Below are 22,491 nucleotides of genomic sequence, written 5' to 3'. Positions count from 1 at the left end.
TCGACATGCTGCGCGAGCTCGGCCTCTCCGGCATGGCAAGCGCCTATCACGAGCTTGAGGCCCAAGCGGAGGCGAGGCAGCTCGAGCACGGTGAATGGCTCACGATCCTGCTCGAACGGGAAACGACCGCGCGCCGCCAGAAACGCTTCGAGGCGAGAGCCCGTGCCGCCAGGCTCCGCCATGACGCCCAGGTCGAGAACATCGACTTTCGCGCCGCTCGCGGCCTCGACCGCAATCTGTTCCTGAAGCTCGCCGGCTGCGACTGGATTAGGCAACATCACAGTCTTCTGCTGATCGGGCCTGCCGGCGTCGGCAAGAGCTGGCTGGCCTGCGCGCTCGGACACAAAGCATGCCGCGAGGACTTCTCCGTGGCCTATCATCGCCTGCCCAGGCTGTTCGCCACCCTTGCGCTCGCGCGCGGCGACGGCCGCTACCCGAAAGTCCTCAAGGCACTCGCCAGAACCGACCTGCTCATTCTCGACGATTGGGGTCCCGAGAAGCTCAACGACGAGCAGCGTCGCGATCTCCTGGAAATCATCGAGGACCGCTACGAGAAGCGATCCACCATCGTCACCAGCCAGGTGCCCGTCGATCACTGGTATGACATGATCGGCAATCCGACGCTCGCCGACGCCATCCTCGACCGCATCGTCCACAATGCCTACCGCATCGAACTGTCAGGCGAGAGCTTGCGAAAGCAGCGCCAGACCCCATCCGCCGCTTGACCGCGCGGCAATCAAGAGCCATTCAACACAAAGACCCAGGGGAGCATCGACTGGCCGGCTTCAGATCGGAATCATGGCCGGAATGAAATCGGAATGGGTGGCCGGCTTCGTTTCGGAATCAATGGCCGGCTTCATCGGAATGCGCAATTTGCCGACCGTATGGAATGCGCCCTCCACTGATACGCGAACAAAGCAGCGGCTCATCCACATTCTGGTTCAGGAGATTATTTGCGATCTCGATGATGCGACGAACGAGGCGGTGCTCTCGATCCATTGGACCGGCGGTTGGCACACTGAGGTGCGCGTGGCGCGCGTCAAGACCGGCAGATATCCTGCCGAGCTCGCACCATCGGCCGTCGAGGCGTTGCGAAAGCTGGGCGGACATTGGCCAGATCGGGAACTCGCGGTGTCTCGCAATCGGATGCTTTGCAAGACTGGTGATGGCGAGAGCTGGACGATTGTGCGAGTTCGCGAAATGCGCGAGCGCCTGAGAATTCCCGAATATGATGCCGCCAAAGTGGACGTACCGATGGTTAGTCTAACGAAGGCGGCCGAGACACTCGGCATCTGTGTCGGATCGGCGAAGAGCCTTGCGAAGAAAGGAATATTGCCCGCAACTCAATCTTGCCGGGCTCACAGTGGATGGTCCCCGTCTAAGCGCTAACCTCAGAGTCCGTCCGGATAGGGGTGCAGGGTGTAGTTGATCGCCGGCCAAGTTTTACGAGGACTATCAATACGATAAGGTTGTTCGATTGCCCGGACTCTAACAGAGGGATGCATTATGAAACGCACTGTGCTCGTTTGGCCCGGAAGACGTAAAGCGCACCGTTGAATGGTTATGTGGCGCGCTACATAACCATTCTTATGCGTCGAGCGAGATTATGTGACGGAGAATTCCAGATTTGGCAGGCCTCGGCTGGCGCCGAGACGGCCTCCGCCACATAATCTCGCTCGACGCATCAAAAAGATCGCGGCCGAGGCCCTCCTGCAACAGCAGAGCCAGACCCTGCATGCCCTTGCGCATGTCGCAGTGACCGCTCGCGATCCACACCCGCACCCCGGAAGTGATCGGGATCATTTGAGCGCTCGCATGATCGCGGCTGCCAGGTCGCAGGGCGCTCCTGAGCCAATTCTCACCTTGACGCCGTTCGGGAAGTCCACCGCCATGGCCAGTTCGACCGCGTCACTGCTGACTGGGTCGGCAAGCTTAGCTGGGACAAAGGCGGGCTCGGCCTGCTGGACCAAAGCTTGCCGCCGCCAGGTGTAGATCAGACCAGTCGAAACCTCGAAGCGACGTGCGACTTCAGAAACCACCGCGCCTGGCGCGAAAGCCTCCGCCAGTATCTGCGCGCGATCTTCCAACGACCCTCGCCGCCGCCGCTCTGGTCCGGTCAGCAAAACTGCATGTCCCATGAATTGCTCAGTGCGCTCTTAAGTCCACTCTTAAGAGCGCAGACTCACGGATAAGCGGAACTTCGCAAGGCGGTCCCCCGCCGGAGGGATACACATCTGCGCCGGCGCGTACGACAATGTCGCCAATGACAACCTCGATCACCGGGGCAACCGGGCGCACCGAGGCGACTTCGCCAGCCGAACGCTGCGAGGAGGCATGGTCCAGAGCGTCACGACGCCAGGCGAAGAGCTGCGACGGACGAATGCCGATCCGATGGGCGATCGCCGACACGCTCGCGCCCGGCTCGCAAGCTCATTGTTTTTGCCGATGATGGCAGTGTTACCCAGGCTGTTCCAAACTCAAACTATCCGGCTTGAACGGCAGTCGTTGCGGCCCCTCGAATAAACGGGCGTTCAAAGGGCAAAGAGTTTGCGGGGCGTTTTGGTCAGCACCTCGACGCCCGATTCAGTTACGCGAATTGATTCGCTAATCATGTAGCCGAAATCCTCGTCGAACCAGTTGCCCAGCATGAGGTGAAAGGTCATGTTTGGCTTCAATACCGTCATATCGCCTTTTTGGAAACTTGCGGTCGGCTCGAGCCAACCGATGCCGTTAGCGTAACCGCAGCGAGATTCTTTTCTGTAGCCGAGCCTTTCATAAACGCGATAAAATGCGTTTGCGACGTCGCTGCAAGTGTTTCCAGGCCGGATCGCTTCCAGCGCTGCGTCCATCCCGGCAATGTGCGCGTCGTGGACTCGTTGAAGACGCTGCGACGGCTTGCCAATCGAGAATGTTCGCATGAGCCCGACTGCATACTTATGCCGGACACCTCCTAATTCGATATTAATCTGTGAGCCCTCACGGAGCACATCCTCGCTCCACGGAATGTGAGCTGTTCCTGTTCGCGGAGAGGAGTTGAAGGCGATTTCAGCAATATTGGTACCAGGCCGTCCGTTAGCTCCCCGCGCGAGTGTCGCGGCGATCTCGGCGACAGCATCAGCCTCGCGAACGCCCGCACGCATAACCTCGGCAGCCCGCATCATCGCCGCATCTGTAATAGCTGCAGCCTCTCGCATAACGGCGACCTCAAGGTCTGACTTGACTATTCGGAGCCAGGTTACCAGGTTGGAACAATCCTCAATCCTTGCGTTCGGGAGGCGGGTCTTGAATTTCGTTACCTCATGGAAGCGCAAGTCCCCTAGCTCCAATGCTATGCCGCGTTTTTCGAGCCCTTTTTCATGAAGGAATGCGATGATGGCATCATAGCCATCCTTTTCGGGAGTACCGATCAGTTCTTCCGGATACGGAATGATATTCTCGCGTGACATGAATGTCTGGTGAATTGCGGCGGGCGCATCCATTTGGCGCAGAATGAATGTGGGTTCTTCCTCGTGAACTGACACGACGAGTCCCTCCGGCACATAGCCGGAGGGCGTCGTGTATCCAGTCAGATATGTGAGGTTGTGTGCGTTGAACACCACAAGCGCGTCAACGTTCCGTCGTGCCAGTTCTGCTTTTACGGCGGAAATCCGGCGCAAGAACTCTGTTCGTGGAAAGGCCTGGGGGCCTTTGCTGATGGGCATTTTTAACTCCTTGGTTGACATCCAGATTTTTCGGGCCCTCACGGGTTTGAGCTATTGTCCGTAAGATTAGTTTGGCGGGAAACGGCCGTCCGGCGCCACCAACGGTACCGGCGTTTGAATGCGATATCCATTGCTGCCAGCCAGAATTTGTGGTTAGGTCTGCTCCATAAAACCGGTGGGGCTGCACGGCCACTGCAGTTGGCGGCTCTGTCCACGGAATAACCTTGACGTTGTCGATCAGGCGTGTTTGGCCAAGCGTCGCCGCGACCAGAAGCCGCGCCGGATTGTCAAGGTGGTCAAGCGGCAAAAGGTCGGCCTCCGAGCGCGGTTCAAAATAATCAATGCCTGCGCTTCGACGTCGGCGCCTGGCCTCGGGGATGACGTCGTGCGGAAGAAAACCCCGTGACAGCTGATCGGCGGTGTCGAAGAGGACCGCCGGGAGCGTCGAGGCGATCTCGCGTTCGACAGCCGGAAGGCGCATATTGCGTGACGACATGGCAAGCCCATCTACGTCGCGCACAGTTGGGCAGCCGACGATCTTGATCGGAATATCGAGATCGTGGACCAGCCTGCGCACGATATGAAGCTGCTGGAAGTCTTTCTCCCGGAAGAAAGCGATATCGGCAGCCGTTTGAGGAAAAGCTTGGTTACGACCGTTGCCACCCCCTCGAAATGTCCGGCGCGATATGCGCTGCAAAGCCCCTGCGAGACACTGTCCACTTGAACCGTCGTGGCAAAGCCTGGCGAATACACTTCCTCAATGGCTGGGGCGTACAGAACGTGTGCCCCGATAGTTTGAAGCCTAAAAAAATCGCTCTCTTCGGTCCGTGGACAGGCGGTAAGATCATCGACATTGTTGAACTGGCGCGGATTAATGAAGAGTGTAACGACGACCCATTCGGCCTGGGAAAGGGCTGCACGAACCAATCTTAAATGCCCCTCATGCAATGCACCCATGGTAGGCACGACCGCTGCGCACGTATAGGTGCGACGCCAGCGTCCGACGGTCCGGCGCAGTTCTTCGACGCTGCGAATGATCGTGGTGGTCATTCAGGTCACCCTGCTCTGGGCCTCGGTATGGAAGACACCGTCTGATCGGGAAAGCGCCGTTGGCGCGGTCACTCAGCCCCATCACGGAAAAGCGGCGGTGATATTTATCACCCCAAGATAGTTTCGACTAACTTTACCCAGTACCCTATGCCGTACGGCAACGCTTCGTCATCGAAATCGAAGGCAGGGTTATGGCACGCAGCCGTCGGTCCATTGCCGACAAATATGAAGGAGCCAGGCCTCGCCTGCAGCATGTAGGAGAAATCCTCCGCACCCATTTGAATCCTTACGGCTTCGTCCACGGCACTTGAGCCCACCAAACTCTGCGCCGCTGCAACGGCATGCCTCGTTTCTTCGGAATGGTTGTAAGTAACCGGCACTGACCGCAAATACTTGAATTCTATTTCCGCACCAAAGCCACGTGCAATTCCCTCGGCGATCTTAGGGATCTCTCGTTCGGCAAAATCTTGCAGGCTTGACTTCAGCGTTCTGACCGTCCCTGAAATCTCGACCTGATCTGGAATGATATTGTAGGCTTGGGCAGCTTTCAGTTTTGTGACTGATAGAACGATCGAGTCCAAGGGGTCCGTTTTTCGAGAGATAAGGGTCTGGAGACCTAAAATAATCTGCGCCGCTATCGTTACGGGGTCCACGGTCTCTTGAGGAGATGCGGCATGCCCGCCTTTGCCCTTGATGACGATATCGAAGTCGTCTTGTGCGCCCATAACTGGACCGGACCGGATACCAAACTTGCCGATGTCCATACCCGGCTCAATGTGCATCCCGTACACCTGGGATATCCTAAAACGGTCCATCACTCCTTCTTGAACCATTCTAAAGCCACCCGAAGGAAGCTCCACCTCTTCAGCTGGTTGAAAAATAAGCGCGACGGTACCTTTGAAGTTGCGTGTGGCGGCCAAGTACTTTGCTGCACCTAAAAGCATGGCGGTGTGACCATCATGACCGCAGGCATGCATGTGTCCATCAACTGTGGACGACCATGGCTTACTAGAAGCCTCAGTAATCGGCAGGGCGTCCATATCCGCTCTCAATCCAATTGTGGGCCCGTCCCCTCCTTGCCCTTGTAATAATGCGACAATGCCAGTTTCGGCAATCCCGGTTTCGATGTGATTGATACCGAAGGAAGCGAGCTTTTCAGCAACAAATCTCGCGGTATTGTGCAGCCGATAATCAAGTTCGGGGTTCTGATGAAGGTAGCGGCGCCATTCAGTAACCTCTTGTTTCAGCTGCTGGAAATTCGCAATGTTGGTCATGCTCGTTGCCCTTATTGAAACCGAACCTCCGTTCGCCTCTAATATTAAATGCAAAGGAGACGATTCGCGAAAACCGAGGATCGGCCGAAAGTAAAAAATTTGGCCTATCATGTTTCGGGAGAATTGCGCATCCGCTTGCGAACTGGGGATCAATCGCATGTTTTCCGTGAAACGCCTGGACCATTAAGCGGGGTAGTTTGAAATAGCCGTGACGCCCTGACCGGCTTACAAAGGGGCCACCCATATTCTACAGCTGGGCAAGTCGCTTTTTACGCCCTTGCAAACATGCCGGCGTACATTGCGGCAAGTGTCCGCGGATCCAGACAGGTGCCAAGAGGTCATCGAACTGGCGAAACAAACTCACAACGGAGGGCTTTCGTCGGCCGTGAACAATAAGCGGACTTAGGCGGCGTGCGGGTTCGCTCCCCCGAGCAGCCAGGCGAGCAGCAGCCACAAAAGCTGCCTCAACCAGTTGAGGAGGAGCGAGAAGTTGTAGCCGGCGGCAGCCAGCACGGCGTTGATGGCGTCGCCGTGTTCGCCGGCGAGATAGTTGCGGCCCATGCGGTGCTCGGCCTTGAGATGGCCGATGACCGGCTCGACGGCCGAGCGCCGCCGCTTCGCGTCGGTCGGGAACATCACGTTCTTCGGCTGCACGGTGGTATCGACGATCACCCGGCGCGTGTCGGAGGGCTGCATCGCCCCGGTCTTGACCGCAACCGCCAGGCTTTCCTGCAACAGCGCGCTCAGCCGCTCCTCGCCCATGCGGCCCCGCCAGCGCGTCATCGACGAGCGGTCGAAGGGCAGGTCGTGGCGGAAGAATTCTTCGCCGCAGAGATACTGGAAATAGGGGTTCTCCCCCCAGCGGGCGCACAGCTCCTCGTCCGACAGGTTGAACGTATGCTTGAGGATCGCCAGCCCGGCCATCAGCCGCGTCGGCAGCGGCGGCATGCCGGGGCCATCGCAATAGACTTCACCGAAGCGCCGCTCCAAGACCGGCCAGTCGATCGTCTGCGCCAGCCGCACCAGTTCGTGCGTCATGTTGATGATCTGATCCAGCCGGGCGCGGAACAGGTCCTGCTCTCCCGTCTCGCGCCGCTCGCGTGGTCTCGACATCGCCGCTCCTCGATTCACCGCCGCTAAAGCCAGTGAATCACGCCGCGCCGAGGCAGAAAACCGCAAAATCATATTGCAAGAAAAGCGCCCTCAGAGAGCGCCTTTCTTGCAACACTACACCGCAGGAAAGCTGAAATTACAGAGCATTATCAGAGGCGCACGGATAGTTCACGGACGACGCTTTCGTCGGCAAGGCAGAAGCGCTCAGGAGAGCATGCTGAAGCGCCCAGCCGAAAGTGTGAGAAACCTACGCTTGCGTTAAGGCAGCGTCCACTGGCTACTGCCTTCACGGTCCTTATCTAAGAGCTCAGTTGAAGTCGCATTGTATTGCACGATCAGTTCTCCTGAAAACGCTGCGACCCCATGCCGGACCATTTCAAAAGAAGGCATTTTTGAAGCAACTATTTCGGCGTTCGCCCCATTTTGGCGCAACCCGCCAATTGCTGTGCGTTAACAATCAAATCACGTGCACTAAATCGCAGTTTTAGCGTACTGGCAACCAACACAACTAAGGGGAGCTAAGTTGAACAGGCTTTTAAGAAGGCTCACAACGACTGCATCGATCGTCCTTGCGTGCTCAGGCTCCGCCCATGCGGGCGAAGTACTTGATCGCGTTCTCGCCAAGGAGGCGCTGACAGTGGCGACAAGCGCCGACTGGCCCCCTGCCTCGTTCATTAACGACAAGGGGCAACTTGACGGCTTTGATGTCGACGTCGCTAAAGGCGTTGCCAAGTATATGGGCGTCGAGGCGCAATTTGTAACGCCCGACTGGGATATTGTAGCCTCGGGAAAATGGGACGGTCGTTGGGATCTCACCATGGGACAGATGACGCCGACAGCCCCCCGCGCCAAGCTATTCGACTTTTCAGCCGTGTACATCTACGGCAACACTGTTGCCGTCGTTCACAAAGATAGCAAGGCGACCAAGTCTTCCGACCTTGATGGGCAGGTAATCGGTGCTGCTGCAGGTTCGTCAGAGGAATCCTATCTTAAACACGCGCTCGAAATGTACAACGCTCCACCGATTAAGTACGAATTTACGCCGAGTGCGGTTAAGAGCTACCCGTCTACCGCTGCTTCAGCAGATGATCTCCGCCTAGGCGATGGCGTTCGTCTTCATGGCATTCTTGATGAGGAGCTGAATGCAAGAGCGATGATCAAAGCTGGTTACCCGTTCAAAGTAATCGGCGATCCACTGGTATCCGCGCCGGCGGTAATCGCCGTGCTTCATGGCGACAAGGAATTCAGCGAGAAAATTGCGGCGGCCGTCAAGAGCATGAAGGATGACGGCTCGCTCTCCAAGCTGTCGATCAAATGGTACGGCTCGGACCAAACTTCCCCAAGGTAGCACTGCCGCGGCGCAGATTAAACTCTGCCCACTAAAGGAAGAAATTCTCATGCGTTATCAGGATACGTCGAACCCGAGGTGCTCTGCCTCATACTGGTTTGTTGCTAGATGTGACGGGTTGCCCTCACGGGGAACCCACATTTGCGACGGGATAAGAGCTGCCACCCGATACCAAGAAAAGGGATAGTGACTCCCTGTTAGCACACGAAATGGCAGACGGACTATATCAAGTTTAGATGAGACGCTACTAAGCCTCATGTCAGAAAAGAATCGTTGCATAAACCTACAACATGAACACGGAAAGATTATCGATGGGCATGTTTGAATTCAATGGACAGCGATATCTCGATGGTCGCGCTTCAGATCCGAATGAACTCGGCTGGATGCGCGGTTCGCCGCCAGTCGATGACAAGCGCATCACATTCGAGAGTGACGAATTTCTAAATTTTCCGCAGCTGCGGTGGTCGCTGTCGCACATGTGCGAGCTGGTGCCGACTGTGAGCGTGTGGCGCGGTCAGGGCGGCTCTGCACCGTTTGATCGCAGCGACAGGGCCGCCGACATCGACGCGCTAACCTTTTCTGATGCGAACGGGCACATGCTCCGTTTCGATGAAGCGCTCTACGATACCTACACGGACGGGATTGTGGTACTGCATCGCGGCCGCATCGTCTATGAGCGATACTTCGGCGCGCTCGAGCCGCACCTGCCGCACGCGTTGCACTCAATTACGAAGTCATATGCTGGCACCATCGCCGCGACGCTCGTATATGAAGGCGTGCTCGACGACTCCAAGGTGCTCGCTTACTATGTACCGGAGCTGCGAGGCAGCGCATTCGAGGACGCGACGCTGCGCCAGGTGATGGACATGCGGACAGGCCTAGACTACAGCGAAGTGTATACCGATAAACACGCCCATTTCTGGGAGCATGCGCGCGCCTGCGGCTGGCGACCTCGGCCGGTTGGCTCAGACGGGCCGCAGACTTTGTTTGATTACGTTTGCACTATACGCAAGGAAGGCGTTCACGGCGGAACCTGGAACTACAAAACCGTGAACACGGATGCGCTGGCTTGGGTAATGCACCGCGTGACTGGGCGCTCGTTTACGGAACTCTTGCATGAACGACTGTGGGCTCCACTGGGCTGCGAAGAAGACGGATACATCTTCGTCGATTCCGCCGGTACGCCTATGGCCGGTGCAGGTCTTTCGGCAACTGCACGAGATCTGGCGCGTTTCGGCGAGCTTATGCGGCGCAATGGCGAGTGGAACGGAAAGCAGCTGGTGCCTGCGTCGGTAGTAGCTGACGTGCAGAACAGTAGCTACGAATATCGCACGCAATGGGTCGTGACACACGATGAGCTGGGCGCATATATGGGCCAAGGCATGCACGGGCAACTGCTCTATGTTGCCCCTAAGGTGGACATGGTGGTTGCGCGCTTGGCGTCGCATCCCGTTCCGGCCAGCGTCGGCAATGTTCCGATTACTCTGCCACAGATGCTAGCCCTGGCCCGGATCCTTGCTGCATAGCGGCAGGCGAGCGGGCTAAGGTCAGCTCGCATCGCCAACAGGAAATCCTATGAAACGAGGCTTGTGTGAATTGAGGCCATACAGTTTTTCGGCATGATTGCTTTGATGCGGCCGGCTCATTCGAAATGGACGTTGTGAACGCTTTTGGGATGGCGGCAGCCGGCAGAATTCGTTCGGGGCGGCCGTAACAAATAGCAATCATCCGGCTTGGCCAATCTCCCTCAGCACATTCCATCCGGCCGACGTCAGTGATGATCTGTCGCTTTCTAGAAACTTCGCGGAGTGGAGCGGTGTTATTCTAGTATTTAACAATACTTGTAAGTCGGCACGCATTTCTAGCTGGGCCGGTCGACAGAACACCAGAACTCAATTCCCTTCAATTGAGCGGCGGTTGTCTGGAGAAGAAGAGCTATTCGCCGACCTTGATCGCCTGCGCGTAGGAACCGATTGCGCCCAGCGCGTTGGTGGCTGAAACCTGTTCGATCATAGTTCAGTTCTCCCAGGCGTTTCGAGTGAAATAGCTCAGGCGTCGCGGCTGACGGAGAAATCCATTGCATTGATCTCCGGCTTCAGGCCCGCCACGAGATGCGCAATGACGCGAGCCAAACCGGAGCTCATTGTCCATCGTGGATGGAATTGGGAAGAGCCCCTGCATTTCGGTTGGCCGATGACGAGCTTTCCGTCATTGAATCCGCCAGAACCCAGGGCTATTGTCTTGCATACCTCTCCCGTTTGCGAAATGTACGTTGCACCTGCGGGCGGAATTTGGAGCGTGCGTCGTAAAAAGTCATGGGCTAAGATGGCTGAACTGTTTACCTCGGTGCTGCCGATCGGGTAAAACGAATACTGGAGCTGCAAGATAATGCTGGATGATCTCGATCGACGCCTCATCGCCGCACTTCAAAAGAACAACAGACTGTCGTTTGCGGAACTGGCGGAGCTCGTTGGTTCTTCGGCAGCCTCGTGTATGCGGCGCGTCAATAAGCTTCGAGCGGACCGTGTGATAATTGCCGACATTGTGCTTGTGGATCCTAAGGCTCTGGGGAAATCCCTGACCGTTGTTGTTAATGTGGAATTAGACCGGGAACGTCTAGATCTTGTCGACGAATTCAAGCGCGCTATGCGCGCCGCAAAAGAAGTAACCCAATGCTACATGGTCACGGGAGATGCAGATTTCGTTCTGATCGTCGCAGTAGAAGACGTCGAAGCGTTCGACGTGTTCGTGAAGACGAAGCTCTATACCAATCCAAACGTTCGCAAGTTTAGAAGCATGATCACACTCGACCGTGTGAAGTTCGAACCTCGTATTCTGGTCCAAAGCCTATTCACACTGATTTTTTTACCGCAACTGAGGGTGTATTTTGAAGTGTCTATTGCGCTTGCGGCAGCGATTTGATCGTGCATGCGCATAGTTTGATGCAATGAATAAGTGCGTGCCGGATTGACCGGACAAGCGGCTTCGGTCCTCTTGTTCTTCATGCACACCTTAGCAGTTCCAGATCTAACGGAACCATAGAGCGAACGATTAACAGCAACAAGCTTGCGCGTGGAAAGTACATGAAGTCCCTGGGGGACAGCATGAAGTCAGACGCGCGCAGAGATCTTGGCGTAGCCACGGTTAGAGGAAGAAAACATGACAGTTGCCACGACGGAGCCGATGGTGGGCGTTCCGGAAGTCGAACCTAGCCATAAAGATATGCGCCGTTATCCTCACGGCGTCGCCTTCATGGACGGGCAGTATCTCCCAATGTCAGAAGCGAAGGTCTCGGTCCTTGACTGGGGATTCCTTCACTCCGATGCTACTTACGACACCGTCCACGTCTGGGAGGGGCGCTTCTTCAGACTGGATCTTCATCTTGATCGCTTCTTCAGGGGAATGGAGCGTCTCCGAATGAAGGTGCCCTACGAGCGAGATGAGGTCGAGAGAATACTGTCGAACTGCGTCGCCCTTTCTGGCCACAAATCAGCCTATGTTGAGATGATATGCACGCGCGGCGGTTCACCGACATTTAGTCGCGATCCGCGCGACGCTGAGAACCGGCTTATTGCCTTCGCTGTGCCTTTCGGCTCTGTAGCCAACAAAGAACAACTGGAGCGAGGCTTGCACGTCGGCGTAAGCGAAACCGTTCGAATCCCGCCAAACTCAGTGGATCCTACAATCAAGAATTACCATTGGCTTGACCTGGTGAAAGGCCTTTTCGACGCTTACGATGCTGGGGCCGAGACCGCGCTTATTATGGACACCAATGGCAACATTGCCGAAGGCCCGGGCTTTAATGTTTTCACTGTCAAGAACGGTCAGTTGAAGACTCCAGCCTTTGGGGTTCTGCCTGGGATTACACGCCAGACGGTATTCGACCTATGCAAGGAAATCGGCGTAGCAGTTGCTGCCGCGGACCTACCTCGTGAGGAGCTTAGCCAAGCGGACGAAGTGTTCATCACCTCGACTGCCGGGGGCATCATGCCGGTTACTCGAATTGATAGTTCCACCGTTGGCACAGGAAAAGTAGGTCCGGTAACGCGCCAACTTACCGATCTGTATTGGCAAAAGCATTTCGATAAGGGCTGGTCGACGCCGGTAGCCTATCTGTAACTCGATCAATACTCGTCCAAGCCGACGGCTCTGCTATGCGGAAGAGCCGTCGCATTTTTGCACCCGATGCACGTGGATACGTTAATGACCAGTACCTTTCTCGCACATCTTAAAAGGGAACTAGCTGAACTTAAGTCCGCTGGGCTTTATAAATCAGAACGGATCGTCACCTCTCGCCAGTCCTCCGAGATCACCATTGTTGGCGGCGACAAGGTCTTGAACTTCTGCGCCAACAACTATCTTGGTCTTGCCGACAATGAGGAAATCGCCGTTGCTGCGAAGAAGGCGCTCGACCGGTACGGCTATGGTATGGCCTCGGTACGCTTCATTTGTGGCACGCAGGAGGAGCACAAGGAGCTAGAGGCGCGCATATCCTCGTTCCTTGGCATGGAAGACACGATCCTCTATTCCTCTTGCTTCGATGCCAATGGCGGTCTCTTCGAGACGCTACTCGGCGAAGAGGATACGATCATTTCGGACGCGCTGAACCACGCTTCGATTATCGACGGCGTGCGTCTCTCCAAGGCCAAGCGCTTCCGCTACGCCAACAATGACATGGCCGCACTCGAGGAAGAGTTGAAGAAGGCAGAGGGCAGCCGCTTTAAGATGATCGCCACCGACGGCGTCTTCTCGATGGATGGAATCATCGCCAACCTGCAGGGCGTCTGCGATCTCGCCGAGAAATATAGCGCGATGGTCATGGTCGATGACAGCCATGCCGTCGGCTTCGTCGGCAGGAACGGCCGCGGCTCGCCGGAATATTGCGGCGTTGAGGGCCGGGTCGACATCATCACCGGCACGCTCGGAAAGGCGCTCGGCGGCGCGTCGGGCGGTTACACCTCGGCCCAGGCCGAGATCATCGAATGGCTACGGCAGCGCTCGCGTCCTTATCTGTTCTCCAACACGCTGGCGCCGGTTATTGCTTCGGCGTCTCTGAAGGTTTTTGAGCTAATCGAGGGCGGGGATGTGTTGCGGCAAAAGCTTTACTCTAACGCCGAGCTCTTTCGAACCAAAATGAGCAGTGCCGGCTTCAGCCTAGCCGGCGCGAACCACCCCATCATCCCTATCATGTTGGCGGACGCATTCTTGGCCCGGCAGATGGCAGAAAATATGCTGTTACGCGGAATCTATGTTGTAGGTTTTTACTTTCCAGTCGTACCGAAAGGCCAAGCACGTATTCGGACGCAGATGTCGGCAGCACATTCGTTGGCCGATATCGATCGCGCAGTTGAGACTTTTGTGGAGGTTGGCAGAGACCTGGGAGTAATCTAATAGCTTGAGGCGGATCGCGACGGACGCATTTCCAAGATCTCCTCAGATGAAATCGTTTGACGACAAACACGATGTAGGGGCATCAAGCAGCGCAATGGCTGCGTGACATTTCGCCTCCATTGCTCCATTGGTAGCGGTCTAATAGTAAGATCGTGCCCTACTGCAAAGCAAGGCTGCCAGTGGAGGCAAGAGTCAGTCGGCAAAGATCTGTGATGTCGTAGATGGGTAAACCTGTTTTGTGGCGGAGAGCCTTCGTAACACATGGGAACCCTGTGCATTCGAAGAGCAACATCCCTATCTCAGGATGCTTGGCGCGTAGTTGCGCGACGCAAGCTCCGACCTCCTGCTCAATCTGATCAATGCTGGTTAGAACCAGCGGACGTGACAACGCGTCGCGTACGTATTTGCCGCCTTCGATCCCGCCGACAACTACTCTCGCTCGGTCCGCTGGATTTTCGATACCAAACAAATCTTCACTGCAATGCCTTGAGTCTGCCGTAATCACCGCAAGCTTTTGAGCTGGTGATAGCTGACGGAGCAAAGTCGGAATAAGGAGAAGGCTTGACATCGCCACGGGCACATTGACTGCTGCGGAGACCGCTGCCTGATGCCGAATGAAGAAGCCACAGTCGGCGGAAATCACATTGGCGCCTCGGGCTACTAAGCGCTGAGCCGCTGCAACGCAAGCGCCCTCAAGTGACGGATCACCGCGAATGACAGTATCCGCTAGTGCGCCATCCACAAGCTCGGTTAAGATTGGTACGCTAAAAGTCTCTGGATTTTGAAGTGCGCCTTCCCGCTGAACATTGAACGGGCTATCCGGCATCAGACCTTCATCAAGCTCAAGAATTCCAAGCACAAGTCTGGCATGCGACGTCATCGATGACGCTCCTTTGTTACGAATGTTGTTAAGGAATGATTTCGGCTCATCGGTCATGATATGCGTTACTGATGAGTAGGTTCGCATTTCGATGCGTTCTTGTTTCAGCTTTTTTTGAGCCCCTGTGATGTTATTTTGGCTTCGGACGCAGCTCAGTTCGCACAAATTCCGCACACTAGATCTGTTCCAGTCTTAGAGACCGGGAGCCAATTTCGTGAACGAGTAACCCCTCGCGGTGCGGTCCACCTCCCGCAGCGCACCTACTATCGACTTACCCGTCCGCACAACGGCGCCCGCTCATTTCACCAAGGCTCTCAGTGCTTCAAAATCTGACTGAGAAAAAGCTTTGTTCTGTCGTGTTGAGGGTTGGTGAAGAAGTAGTTGGGAGCGGCTTCTTCGACAATTTGGCCCGCATCCATGAAGATCACCCGGTCGGCGACGGCACGAGCAAAGCCCATTTCATGGGTGACGCAGACCATGGTCATTCCATCGCGCGCGAGACCCGTCATTGTTTCAAGCACTTCCGACACCATCTCCGGATCGAGCGCCGAGGTGGGCTCATCAAAGAGCATTACGGCAGGTTCCATACATAGCGAGCGTGCAATAGCCACACGCTGCTGTTGCCCACCTGATAGCTGAACCGGGAATTTGTTGGCTTGTTCTGGAATGCGCACGCGCTCGAGGAACTTCAAGGCTGTTTTCTTGGCATCGCCTTCGGATACACCTTTGATCCACATTGGGCCCGCCATGCAGTTCATCAGCACAGTCATATGGGGAAAGAGGTTAAAGTGCTGGAACACCATGCCGACGTTCTTGCGGACTTCAGTCACGTTGCGCATCTTATTGTGTAACCTGATCCCGTTAACGGTGATTTCGCCCTCCTGATGGGCTTCGAGCCGGTTGAAGCAGCGTAACAGAGTCGATTTCCCTGAACCGGAGGGCCCACATATTACTATGCGCTCGCCCTTACGTACGGTGAGGTCGACGCCTTTCAGTACCTTGAAGGCGCCGTACCATTTCGATACGCTCTTCGCTTCGATAATCGGGTCCGCGGTTGTTATGGCATGAGCCTGATTCAGTGCCTCTCCAGTTGGAGCTGGCCGCGCGCACGGACCTTTGTCAGTCTCTGAGGGGCTGCCCTCGTACATGCCATTCTTGACGTGGTGGATATTGCTACTCGTCATCGCACCTTGCTCCTGAAAAAATGGGCCTCAATCCTGGATTGAATAACTTCAAGGCAGGCAGACATAATCCAGTAAATAATTGCCGCCGTGATCAGCATCTCCATGTGCTGAAAAGTTGGCTGACCGATCGTACGAGCAAGGAACGTCAGTTCCCAAACACCGAGAACTGAGACAAGAGAGCTATCCTTCAACATTCCGATGAACATGTTCCCCATCGGTGGAATGATCACAGGAAACGCTTGGGGCAAGATGATCCTGCGCATGGTGAGGCCAAAGCCGAAACCCATAGATCGGGAGGCCTCCCACTGGCCGCGATCAATGCTCGCAATGCCTGACCGGAATATTTCGGTCATATACGCACCAATGCAGAGTGAAAGCGCTATTATGCCTGACGGGACGGCGTCGATCATGACGCCTAGCTGTGGCAGACCGAGATAGACGAGGTAAACTTGCATCAAAAGAGGTAGACCGCGGAAGAACGAGGTATAGAAGCTGGCAATTCCGTAGGCAAATCCGTTGGTTGAGAGCTTCGCAATCGCGGCAGCTATTCCGATGATCGACGCGAAGATCAGCGAGATTGCCGATACATACAGCGTCGTAAGTGCCCCCTGCGCGATCAGGATTGGCAGCTTATCCCAAATAAACGGCAGGCTCAGGTTGAATAGTTTGAAGAAAGTGATGAACAGGGCGAGCAGTTCAAGCCACACAATACCAATCTGTAGTTTCAAGGGCGCAAAGCCGATCAGCACCAGATTGGCGCAGAATATAATCGCAATCACAAAGGCGATCGCGAAGCGCCCATAGAGGCCGCTTTCCAGCGGGTTGCCGATAACTGGGCGCATGAGTTCACCCATTGTAGTGCCTGTGAGATTGATCATCAGAAACGCCGCAAGCACTAGGGCGAAGATCGAGGCGATAAACCAAGGCTTATGGACAAGCACCTCGGATTCGACCGTATCCTGATAAAGCATGAGAATTCCTTCCCGATAATTGGCCCAGGCTAACCTGGGCCACTGCGGCGCTACTTCGCGGAGGTCTGATCCGAGCCCCACCATTTGATCGACAGCTTGGAGAGCGTGCCATCTTCTCTCATGCTCTTGATAGCCGCCGCCACTTTGTCGCTGAATTCCTTGTCACCGTGAAGCACCGGGATTGCGGTTGCAGCGGAATTGAGGGGCTCGCCGATTATTTTCAACGAATAACCGGCCCTGATCGCTTCATTGGCAGTTCGTTCCTCATCGATGATTCCATCAAGACGCACGCCGTCGCCCAATCGAAGATCATCTCTCGCGCTGCTGTTTGATTCGTAGCTCTTTATTTCGCCGGGCGCGAATTGGTACTTTATTGGTGGAGCATTGTACGGTTCGAGCGTGTGTTTAGCATAGGATTCTTCTGCAGATCCCGCAGTAACACCGATCACCTTGCCATCAAGATCCGAAGGCTTGGTCGCCTTGCTATCCTTGTGAACGACGGCGACCATGTAGTTGTAGAGGTACACGGCTTCAAGGTCGAATAGCTTGGCGCGCGCCGCGGTCTGAGACATGTGCATGGCAAGGTCCCAGCGGCCCTCCCATTTGCCTGAAGTTACGATATCCCACCCCGGCGTCACAAATTTGGCCTCTACGCCCATATACTTGGCGACCTCTTTGGCAACTTCAATATCGAACCCGTCGAGTTGCCCTTTGTCATTCACGAATGAGGCCGGAGGGAAATTGGCAGCCGTCGCCACAGTCAGCGTCTTCGTGGCAAGAACGCGATCAAGTACTCCGCCCGCATGGGCCGAGATAGCGAACGAGAACGACGCAAGTGCGATCGATGCAGTCGCTGTGAACCTTTTCACAAGTCCATTCAATTTAGTTCCCCTTTGCTGTGCTTGTTGCCCAGAACTTTTACTTGGCATCAGTGTCTGGTAATTTCATTTTTAGCGCACAGCACACGGCGAGTTGTGCCAAAATGCTGCGCGTGCCGAAATGCCCGCTTCAAAAAATCCCTCTTTTGAAATGCTTCTTCATCCGGTCGGAGCGTCTTCGGGAGAACTGGTCGCGTAACCAAATGCAATGCTAAACCGAGGCTCCGTGATCAGGCGGTAAACGCCGTAGCAAGTGGAGCCCGCCTCGTAATACACATGCATCTCAAGCTCCGCGGCCCGGCGTTCCACAAATGCCTTATACTCTCGTCGAGCGCCTACTAGCTTTCCCGAGACTGTGGATTTCACTGCCGGGCTTACGTCATCCACGGCAATCGAGCTGCGTGCCTGATGATAAATTGACACCTACGAAATCTCGGCCCGTACGAACTTACGTTCTAGACCGACCCAGTCATATACGCCTAAATTGAGATGCTGACCCATTCGGTGTGGCACGACTTACTAGGTGCCATCCTTCGCCCAAGAGATTTGTTCCTTGGCGAAGGCGCGATGGTGAAGGAGCCCGTGAATAGCTGTTTAGATCTTTTTCGAAACGAAGGTGCGCATGCCCTCACGCAGAGGCGTGGCCATGACCTCCGGCGATCCCCGCCATTGAATGGAGTTGACGGCGAAAAGCGCGGGAATTTCATCCAGATTGTCGCGATTACAATGGTGAGGACCGAATAGGAGAACGGCCCGACCGGACGCTACCGGTTGCTCAAAGATGGCGACGCTCCCAAGGCCCGCTCGCCAGATCCGGCACGCGGGCCAGGCCAAAGCATAAATCACAGCTCCATCGGAGCGCTCGGCCTATCGCCTTGCGTCCTGCAGGCTAAAGGGTGACCTGCTCTCCAGCAGCGCCATCTCGTCCCCATCAGTTCGCGCTCCAGCAGCCTCTCGCGGGCCGGGCCTTTCAGCTGGCCGGTCTCCAGCGCATCCTCGCTGGGATTAGATCTCGAATATCTCCCGAGGAAGAGCACTGAATGTTTCAACGCCGGTTTTGGTAACACGAAAAATCTCGCTGATTACATAGCCGAGATCTTCATTGATCCAGTTGCCGAGCATCAAATCGAAAGTCATATTCGGCTGCAAGATGGTAGCATCGCCCACCTTGAGACTGGCCGTCGGCTCGACCCATTCAATTCCCACCGCGTAGCCACATCGCGACTCCTTCTCGATGCCGTACTTGTGAAGGGTGGTGCTGAAGGCGGCAGCGACATCACCGCAGGTCACACCTGGACGGATTGCGCTTAGTGCGGCGTCCATTCCTGCGATGTGCGCATCATGCACACGGCGTAGACGCGCGGACGGCTTGCCGATCGAGAATGTGCGCGCCAGGGGCGAAACATAGCCATGACGAACCCCGCCGATCGTAAGGTTGATCTGCGAACCTTGCCGGAAGACGTCCTCGGCCCACTGGATGTGGCAGGTGGACGTTCTCGGGCTGGCGCACAGAAAGAAGTGGGTTAGATCCGTGCCCGCCTTCCCGTTCGCGCCACGTATCAGCGTCGAGGTGATTTCCGCCGCAGCTTCAGCCTCGGCAACGCCCGGACGGATCAATTCTTTGGCACGCAGCATGCCTGCGTCAGTTATGGCCGCAGATTCACGCATGTAGGAAATCTCTAGATCCGATTTGACGCCTCTGATCCAATCAACCCTGTTGCGAAAATCTACGATCTTGGCTTCCGGCAACCTTGCCTTTAATTTCTCGAGAGTTTGGGCGGGGAACAGCCTTGCCTCGATTCCAATGCATTTCCGTCCGAAGCCACTGTCCAAAAGGAGATCGATCACCGTATCCCAGCCATCCTTGTCAGGATCGGCAAGGAGAGCTTCCGGGTAGGCGAAAATGCGACCGCGTTCGATAAACATCTGATGGATCGCTGCAGGGGCATCTTTACGGCAAGTGATGAAGCTCGGCTCTTCGTCTATTGAAGAAACAATAAGGGCTTGCGGCTGCCAGCCAGTCTTGGATGTGTAGCCGGACAGATAAGTTATGTTAGCGGTTGAATTGACCACAAGAGCGTCAACGTCATGCCGCTCCATTTCCACCTTGACGGCGGACAGACGCTTCAAATATTCACTCCGCGGGAACGCCTGCGGCCCTCTTGGCATTGCCATTTTTCACTCCTCCTTAGTGACAACATCTAGCTGCGCGCACTGGGAAACCGGCACGACGGACCTATCCGCCGTGAGCCAGCAGCAGCTGGTCGCCCTTGCCCACCATCTAAATTCGCTGCTCAGGAAGTGTCTTGGCTATCAGACACCAGCCGAGGTGTTCATCGCGCATTTGCGAGATAGCGGGTAATCCCTACCCGTCACTCGTCATTGTTGCACTTAGATTAGACTCTCAAGAAAGGCGGGAAAATTGATGGGTGAGTTTTCGACATCGATTGACACTATACCAGTACGCAGCCGCCTTGCCGCCCACTCACCTGTACCCGAGGACGACGAGGCGCGGGCCAAATGATGTCAACTCTCCGCCTTCCTGCCATAAAGGCTTCATCAGAATCGAACCCCGCTTCGCAACATGCGAAGCATTCGAAAACCATCAAGTAATCTTTGCTGAAGTTTGTTCAGGCTCTGGCACGGAAAGGGGGGCGTCTCTTAGTTCATGTAATTCTCCATGTTCAATGTCCCTGATTTTATGCCGATTCTCAAGGAATAAAGCCTTGCCAAGTGACCTCTATTTCACCTGAAGCTTTTTATAATATCCATTAATTACCTTTCGCTAATGGTGCCGAATTGGCTTTGTGCCTGAGAGTCAACCCTAACCAATCCAAGTTGCACTCGAAGCATGATGTTTCCTTGATCAGACGTTAGGCGAACAGCGAAGCCGATTTTGCTGTTAATCCCCAAGCGGAGTATCACGCGTCCGTTCAAGCTGGCGATGAAGAGAAATGCCAAATGCAACCCATTTTAACCGCAATCTGGGCCCCGCGCCCCTACCCAGGATGGTAGTATTCTGAAAAGTTATTCGATGTTATTCATCGATTCCAGTATGATTGAATGGGAATACATGTCGTCCCGTTTGCGTAGAGCGGCTTGGTTTGTTGGAACTGAATGAAAGTCTGCTCTAATTGTGGTTTCCGGCCTTTGTCATGCGGCACGCCATTTTCGGCTGACGACCTGAGGAGAGGATAAGTCCCATATCCGCCATTGCCATAAAGCAGTGGGAAGGAAAGCTCCCTACAGCGAGCAGCACAGACTCTCTCCACGGCAGTGAAATGGCCGGATCGGCGTGGGGAATGAAAGTCCCTTTTGCTCGGCCGCGGCCTCGCGGTCATAGAGGGGAATTCGCTGGTCGGCACCACCATCTGGTACCCTTAGGCCAGCAACACGCCGCATTCGGCATGGTGATCGTCTCGCCTTCACTGGAGGGGTGCGGATTCGGCTGCTGTACGAAAAAACGGATCCAAGCCTATCTGTGCGGTGCGCGAGCATGAAGCGGCAAATGCGGTGCCGGCCTTCACGCCAATGCCGGAGGGCGCCAGGTTTTTCCCGCAGTTCATTGGGAAAACGTTCAGTCGCACATGAAAATTCAAACGCTGAGCCGCTTGGACGTATGCTAGGCCAGAACGAATGTATCGCTCCTCTTGCCTTATACCAACCCTCATTGATCAGAACCCACGGGCCCATTGCCGCAGACCGATGGACATGATCTTCCAGGGTCGGTCCTGCAGTGTTCGCCATGCGTGACAGCAGTGGTCGACGATATCCTCGTAGGATTTGAAGACGCGGTTTGAGAGCCAGTTTTCGCGCATGAACTGCCAAATGTTCTCGACAGGATTGAGTTCGGGCGATTTCAGCGGCAGAGGCAGAATGGTCATGTTCTCGGGAACCATCAGATTGTTGGACATATGCCACCCTGCCTGGTCCATGATCAGGACGGCGTGCGCACCGTCGGCGACGTTTCGCGATATCTCGATCAGATGCTGGTTCATGGCATGGGTGTCACACCAAGGCATCACCAGGGCTGCGGCCTTGCCTTGGCTGGGACAGATCGCGCCGAAGATGTAGGCCGAGCGAGTTCTCTGGTCGTGCGGCGCGGATGGCCTGGATCCACGCTTTGCCCAGCGACGTGTGATCTTGTTCTTTTGACCATGCGGGCTTCATCCTGGAACCAGATTTCGATCACTTTGCCCTTGGCGGGGCCACCGGCGATTTCTGCCACTGCGGCGGGGAAGTTTTTTTAAATGCCTCGGCTGCCTCGGTATCCTGCGCATGATGCCTCGGGCGAGCTGAGAGTTTGCGGTAGCCCATCGAGCGCACTTCGCGGCCCAGGGTCTGCTCGCTCACCGAGACACGGAATTCCTCCCAAAGCCATAGGGCCAGATCGCACAGACGCCAGCGCACGACGCGATCGAGATAGGTGTGGGGCCGCGCTCGATGGCTTGCGCCAAGGCCGCACGTTGATCATCGTTCAACAGCGACGGCTTGCCTGGAGCCTTGCCGTTGATCAAACCGTCGGGACCGCGCGCGTTGAACCGCACCACCCAGTCACGCACGATCTGAACGGTGACGCTGCCGAGCCGAGCAGCATCAGCACGAGAGCCGCCATCATAAATCGACGCCAGCGCCAACAGCCGGCGCGCTGGCTGGCATCCTTTGTCTGCCGTGCCTTGCAAAATACCTCGCTAAACAAGA

17 protein-coding genes and 4 pseudogenes are annotated in these 22,491 nt (G+C 55.7%); 8 read left to right on the top strand and 13 right to left on the bottom strand.

Annotated features, from left to right (window positions below):
- Positions 1–5 precede the first annotated feature (5 nt).
- Positions 6–725 (top strand): IS21-like element helper ATPase IstB, encoded by a 720-nt coding sequence (gene istB / locus NXT3_RS22700; RefSeq protein WP_199773397.1) that lies wholly within the window; start codon positions 6–8, stop codon positions 723–725.
- 73 nt (positions 726–798) lie between these two features.
- Positions 799–1,389: a hypothetical protein gene (locus tag NXT3_RS22695; protein ID WP_234828177.1), complete on the top strand. Its 591-nt coding sequence runs from the start codon at positions 799–801 to the stop codon at positions 1,387–1,389.
- A 198-nt stretch (positions 1,390–1,587) separates the two neighbouring features.
- On the opposite strand, the gene tnpB is transcribed toward NXT3_RS22695, so the two are convergent.
- The 7 genes and pseudogenes from tnpB to NXT3_RS22660 all read right to left on the bottom strand — a co-directional run bounded on the left by tnpB (position 1,588) and on the right by NXT3_RS22660 (position 7,138).
- Positions 1,588–1,803, bottom strand: a complete 216-nt coding sequence (tnpB, locus tag NXT3_RS22690) for an IS66 family insertion sequence element accessory protein TnpB (RefSeq protein ID WP_104840545.1) — start codon at positions 1,801–1,803, stop codon at positions 1,588–1,590.
- Positions 1,800–2,087 (bottom strand): IS66-like element accessory protein TnpA, encoded by a 288-nt coding sequence (tnpA, locus tag NXT3_RS22685; protein WP_234828176.1) that lies wholly within the window; start codon positions 2,085–2,087, stop codon positions 1,800–1,802. The genes tnpB and tnpA overlap by 4 nt, the downstream gene beginning before the upstream one ends.
- Positions 2,088–2,145: 58 nt before the next feature.
- Positions 2,146–2,415: pseudogene (locus NXT3_RS22680) on the bottom strand (hypothetical protein); the annotation flags it as partial.
- Positions 2,416–2,531: 116 nt separating this feature from the next.
- A complete protein-coding gene (locus tag NXT3_RS22675; RefSeq protein ID WP_104840542.1) occupies positions 2,532–3,701 on the bottom strand; it encodes a M24 family metallopeptidase in 1,170 nt (389 codons plus the stop codon).
- Positions 3,607–4,751, bottom strand: a pseudogene (gene panC / locus NXT3_RS22670) (pantoate--beta-alanine ligase). The gene NXT3_RS22675 and the pseudogene panC overlap by 95 nt, the downstream one beginning before the upstream one ends.
- Positions 4,752–4,858: 107 nt before the next feature.
- Positions 4,859–6,025, bottom strand: coding sequence for a M20 aminoacylase family protein (locus tag NXT3_RS22665; RefSeq protein WP_104840687.1), 1,167 nt, complete (start codon positions 6,023–6,025; stop codon positions 4,859–4,861).
- Between the two features lie 402 nt (positions 6,026–6,427).
- A complete protein-coding gene (locus NXT3_RS22660) occupies positions 6,428–7,138 on the bottom strand; it encodes a transposase (RefSeq protein WP_104840541.1) in 711 nt (236 codons plus the stop codon).
- A gap of 523 nt (positions 7,139–7,661) precedes the next feature.
- Here NXT3_RS22660 and NXT3_RS22655 point away from each other — a divergent pair.
- The 5 genes from NXT3_RS22655 to NXT3_RS22630 all read left to right on the top strand — a co-directional run bounded on the left by NXT3_RS22655 (position 7,662) and on the right by NXT3_RS22630 (position 13,877).
- On the top strand, positions 7,662–8,486 hold the full coding sequence (locus tag NXT3_RS22655) for a transporter substrate-binding domain-containing protein (RefSeq protein WP_104840540.1): 825 nt from the start codon (positions 7,662–7,664) through the stop codon (positions 8,484–8,486).
- 311 nt (positions 8,487–8,797) lie between these two features.
- Positions 8,798–10,012 (top strand): serine hydrolase domain-containing protein, encoded by a 1,215-nt coding sequence (locus NXT3_RS22650; RefSeq protein ID WP_104840539.1) that lies wholly within the window; start codon positions 8,798–8,800, stop codon positions 10,010–10,012.
- Positions 10,013–10,874: 862 nt separating this feature from the next.
- Entirely contained in the window at positions 10,875–11,408 is a 534-nt protein-coding gene (locus tag NXT3_RS22640) for an Lrp/AsnC family transcriptional regulator (RefSeq protein WP_234828175.1), read from the top strand.
- Positions 11,409–11,645: 237 nt separating this feature from the next.
- On the top strand, positions 11,646–12,605 hold the full coding sequence (locus NXT3_RS22635) for an aminotransferase class IV (RefSeq protein WP_423828002.1): 960 nt from the start codon (positions 11,646–11,648) through the stop codon (positions 12,603–12,605).
- An 84-nt stretch (positions 12,606–12,689) separates the two neighbouring features.
- A complete protein-coding gene (locus NXT3_RS22630; protein WP_104840537.1) occupies positions 12,690–13,877 on the top strand; it encodes a glycine C-acetyltransferase in 1,188 nt (395 codons plus the stop codon).
- 157 nt (positions 13,878–14,034) lie between these two features.
- Here NXT3_RS22630 and NXT3_RS32120 read toward each other — a convergent pair whose 3' ends face one another.
- From NXT3_RS32120 to NXT3_RS22605, 5 genes are all read right to left on the bottom strand, one after another.
- Positions 14,035–14,757 (bottom strand): aspartate/glutamate racemase family protein, encoded by a 723-nt coding sequence (locus tag NXT3_RS32120; protein WP_199773396.1) that lies wholly within the window; start codon positions 14,755–14,757, stop codon positions 14,035–14,037.
- A 314-nt stretch (positions 14,758–15,071) separates the two neighbouring features.
- A complete protein-coding gene (locus NXT3_RS22620; RefSeq protein WP_272939864.1) occupies positions 15,072–15,941 on the bottom strand; it encodes an amino acid ABC transporter ATP-binding protein in 870 nt (289 codons plus the stop codon).
- A complete protein-coding gene (locus tag NXT3_RS22615) occupies positions 15,938–16,912 on the bottom strand; it encodes an amino acid ABC transporter permease (RefSeq protein ID WP_104840536.1) in 975 nt (324 codons plus the stop codon). Before NXT3_RS22615 ends, NXT3_RS22620 begins: the two co-directional genes overlap by 4 nt.
- A 50-nt stretch (positions 16,913–16,962) precedes the next feature.
- Positions 16,963–17,793 (bottom strand): transporter substrate-binding domain-containing protein, encoded by an 831-nt coding sequence (locus NXT3_RS22610; protein WP_234828174.1) that lies wholly within the window; start codon positions 17,791–17,793, stop codon positions 16,963–16,965.
- 1,002 nt (positions 17,794–18,795) lie between these two features.
- Positions 18,796–19,965, bottom strand: a complete 1,170-nt coding sequence (locus tag NXT3_RS22605; RefSeq protein WP_104840534.1) for a M24 family metallopeptidase — start codon at positions 19,963–19,965, stop codon at positions 18,796–18,798.
- Positions 19,966–20,014: 49 nt separating this feature from the next.
- On the opposite strand from NXT3_RS22605, the pseudogene NXT3_RS32680 reads away from it, so the two are divergent.
- Positions 20,015–20,152 (top strand): annotated as a pseudogene (locus NXT3_RS32680) (IS30 family transposase); the annotation flags it as partial.
- A 1,312-nt stretch (positions 20,153–21,464) separates the two neighbouring features.
- Here the strand turns inward: NXT3_RS32680 and NXT3_RS32675 are convergent.
- A pseudogene (locus NXT3_RS32675) lies at positions 21,465–22,475 on the bottom strand (IS630 family transposase).
- Between the last annotated feature and the right edge of the window lie 16 nt (positions 22,476–22,491).

Origin of the sequence: Sinorhizobium fredii, from assembly GCF_002944405.1 — a bacterium.
GTDB classification, from domain to species: Bacteria; Pseudomonadota; Alphaproteobacteria; order Rhizobiales; family Rhizobiaceae; genus Sinorhizobium; species Sinorhizobium fredii_C.
Note: the sequence above shows the minus strand (reverse complement) of the source record. Positions and strands in the feature narration are given on the sequence as shown.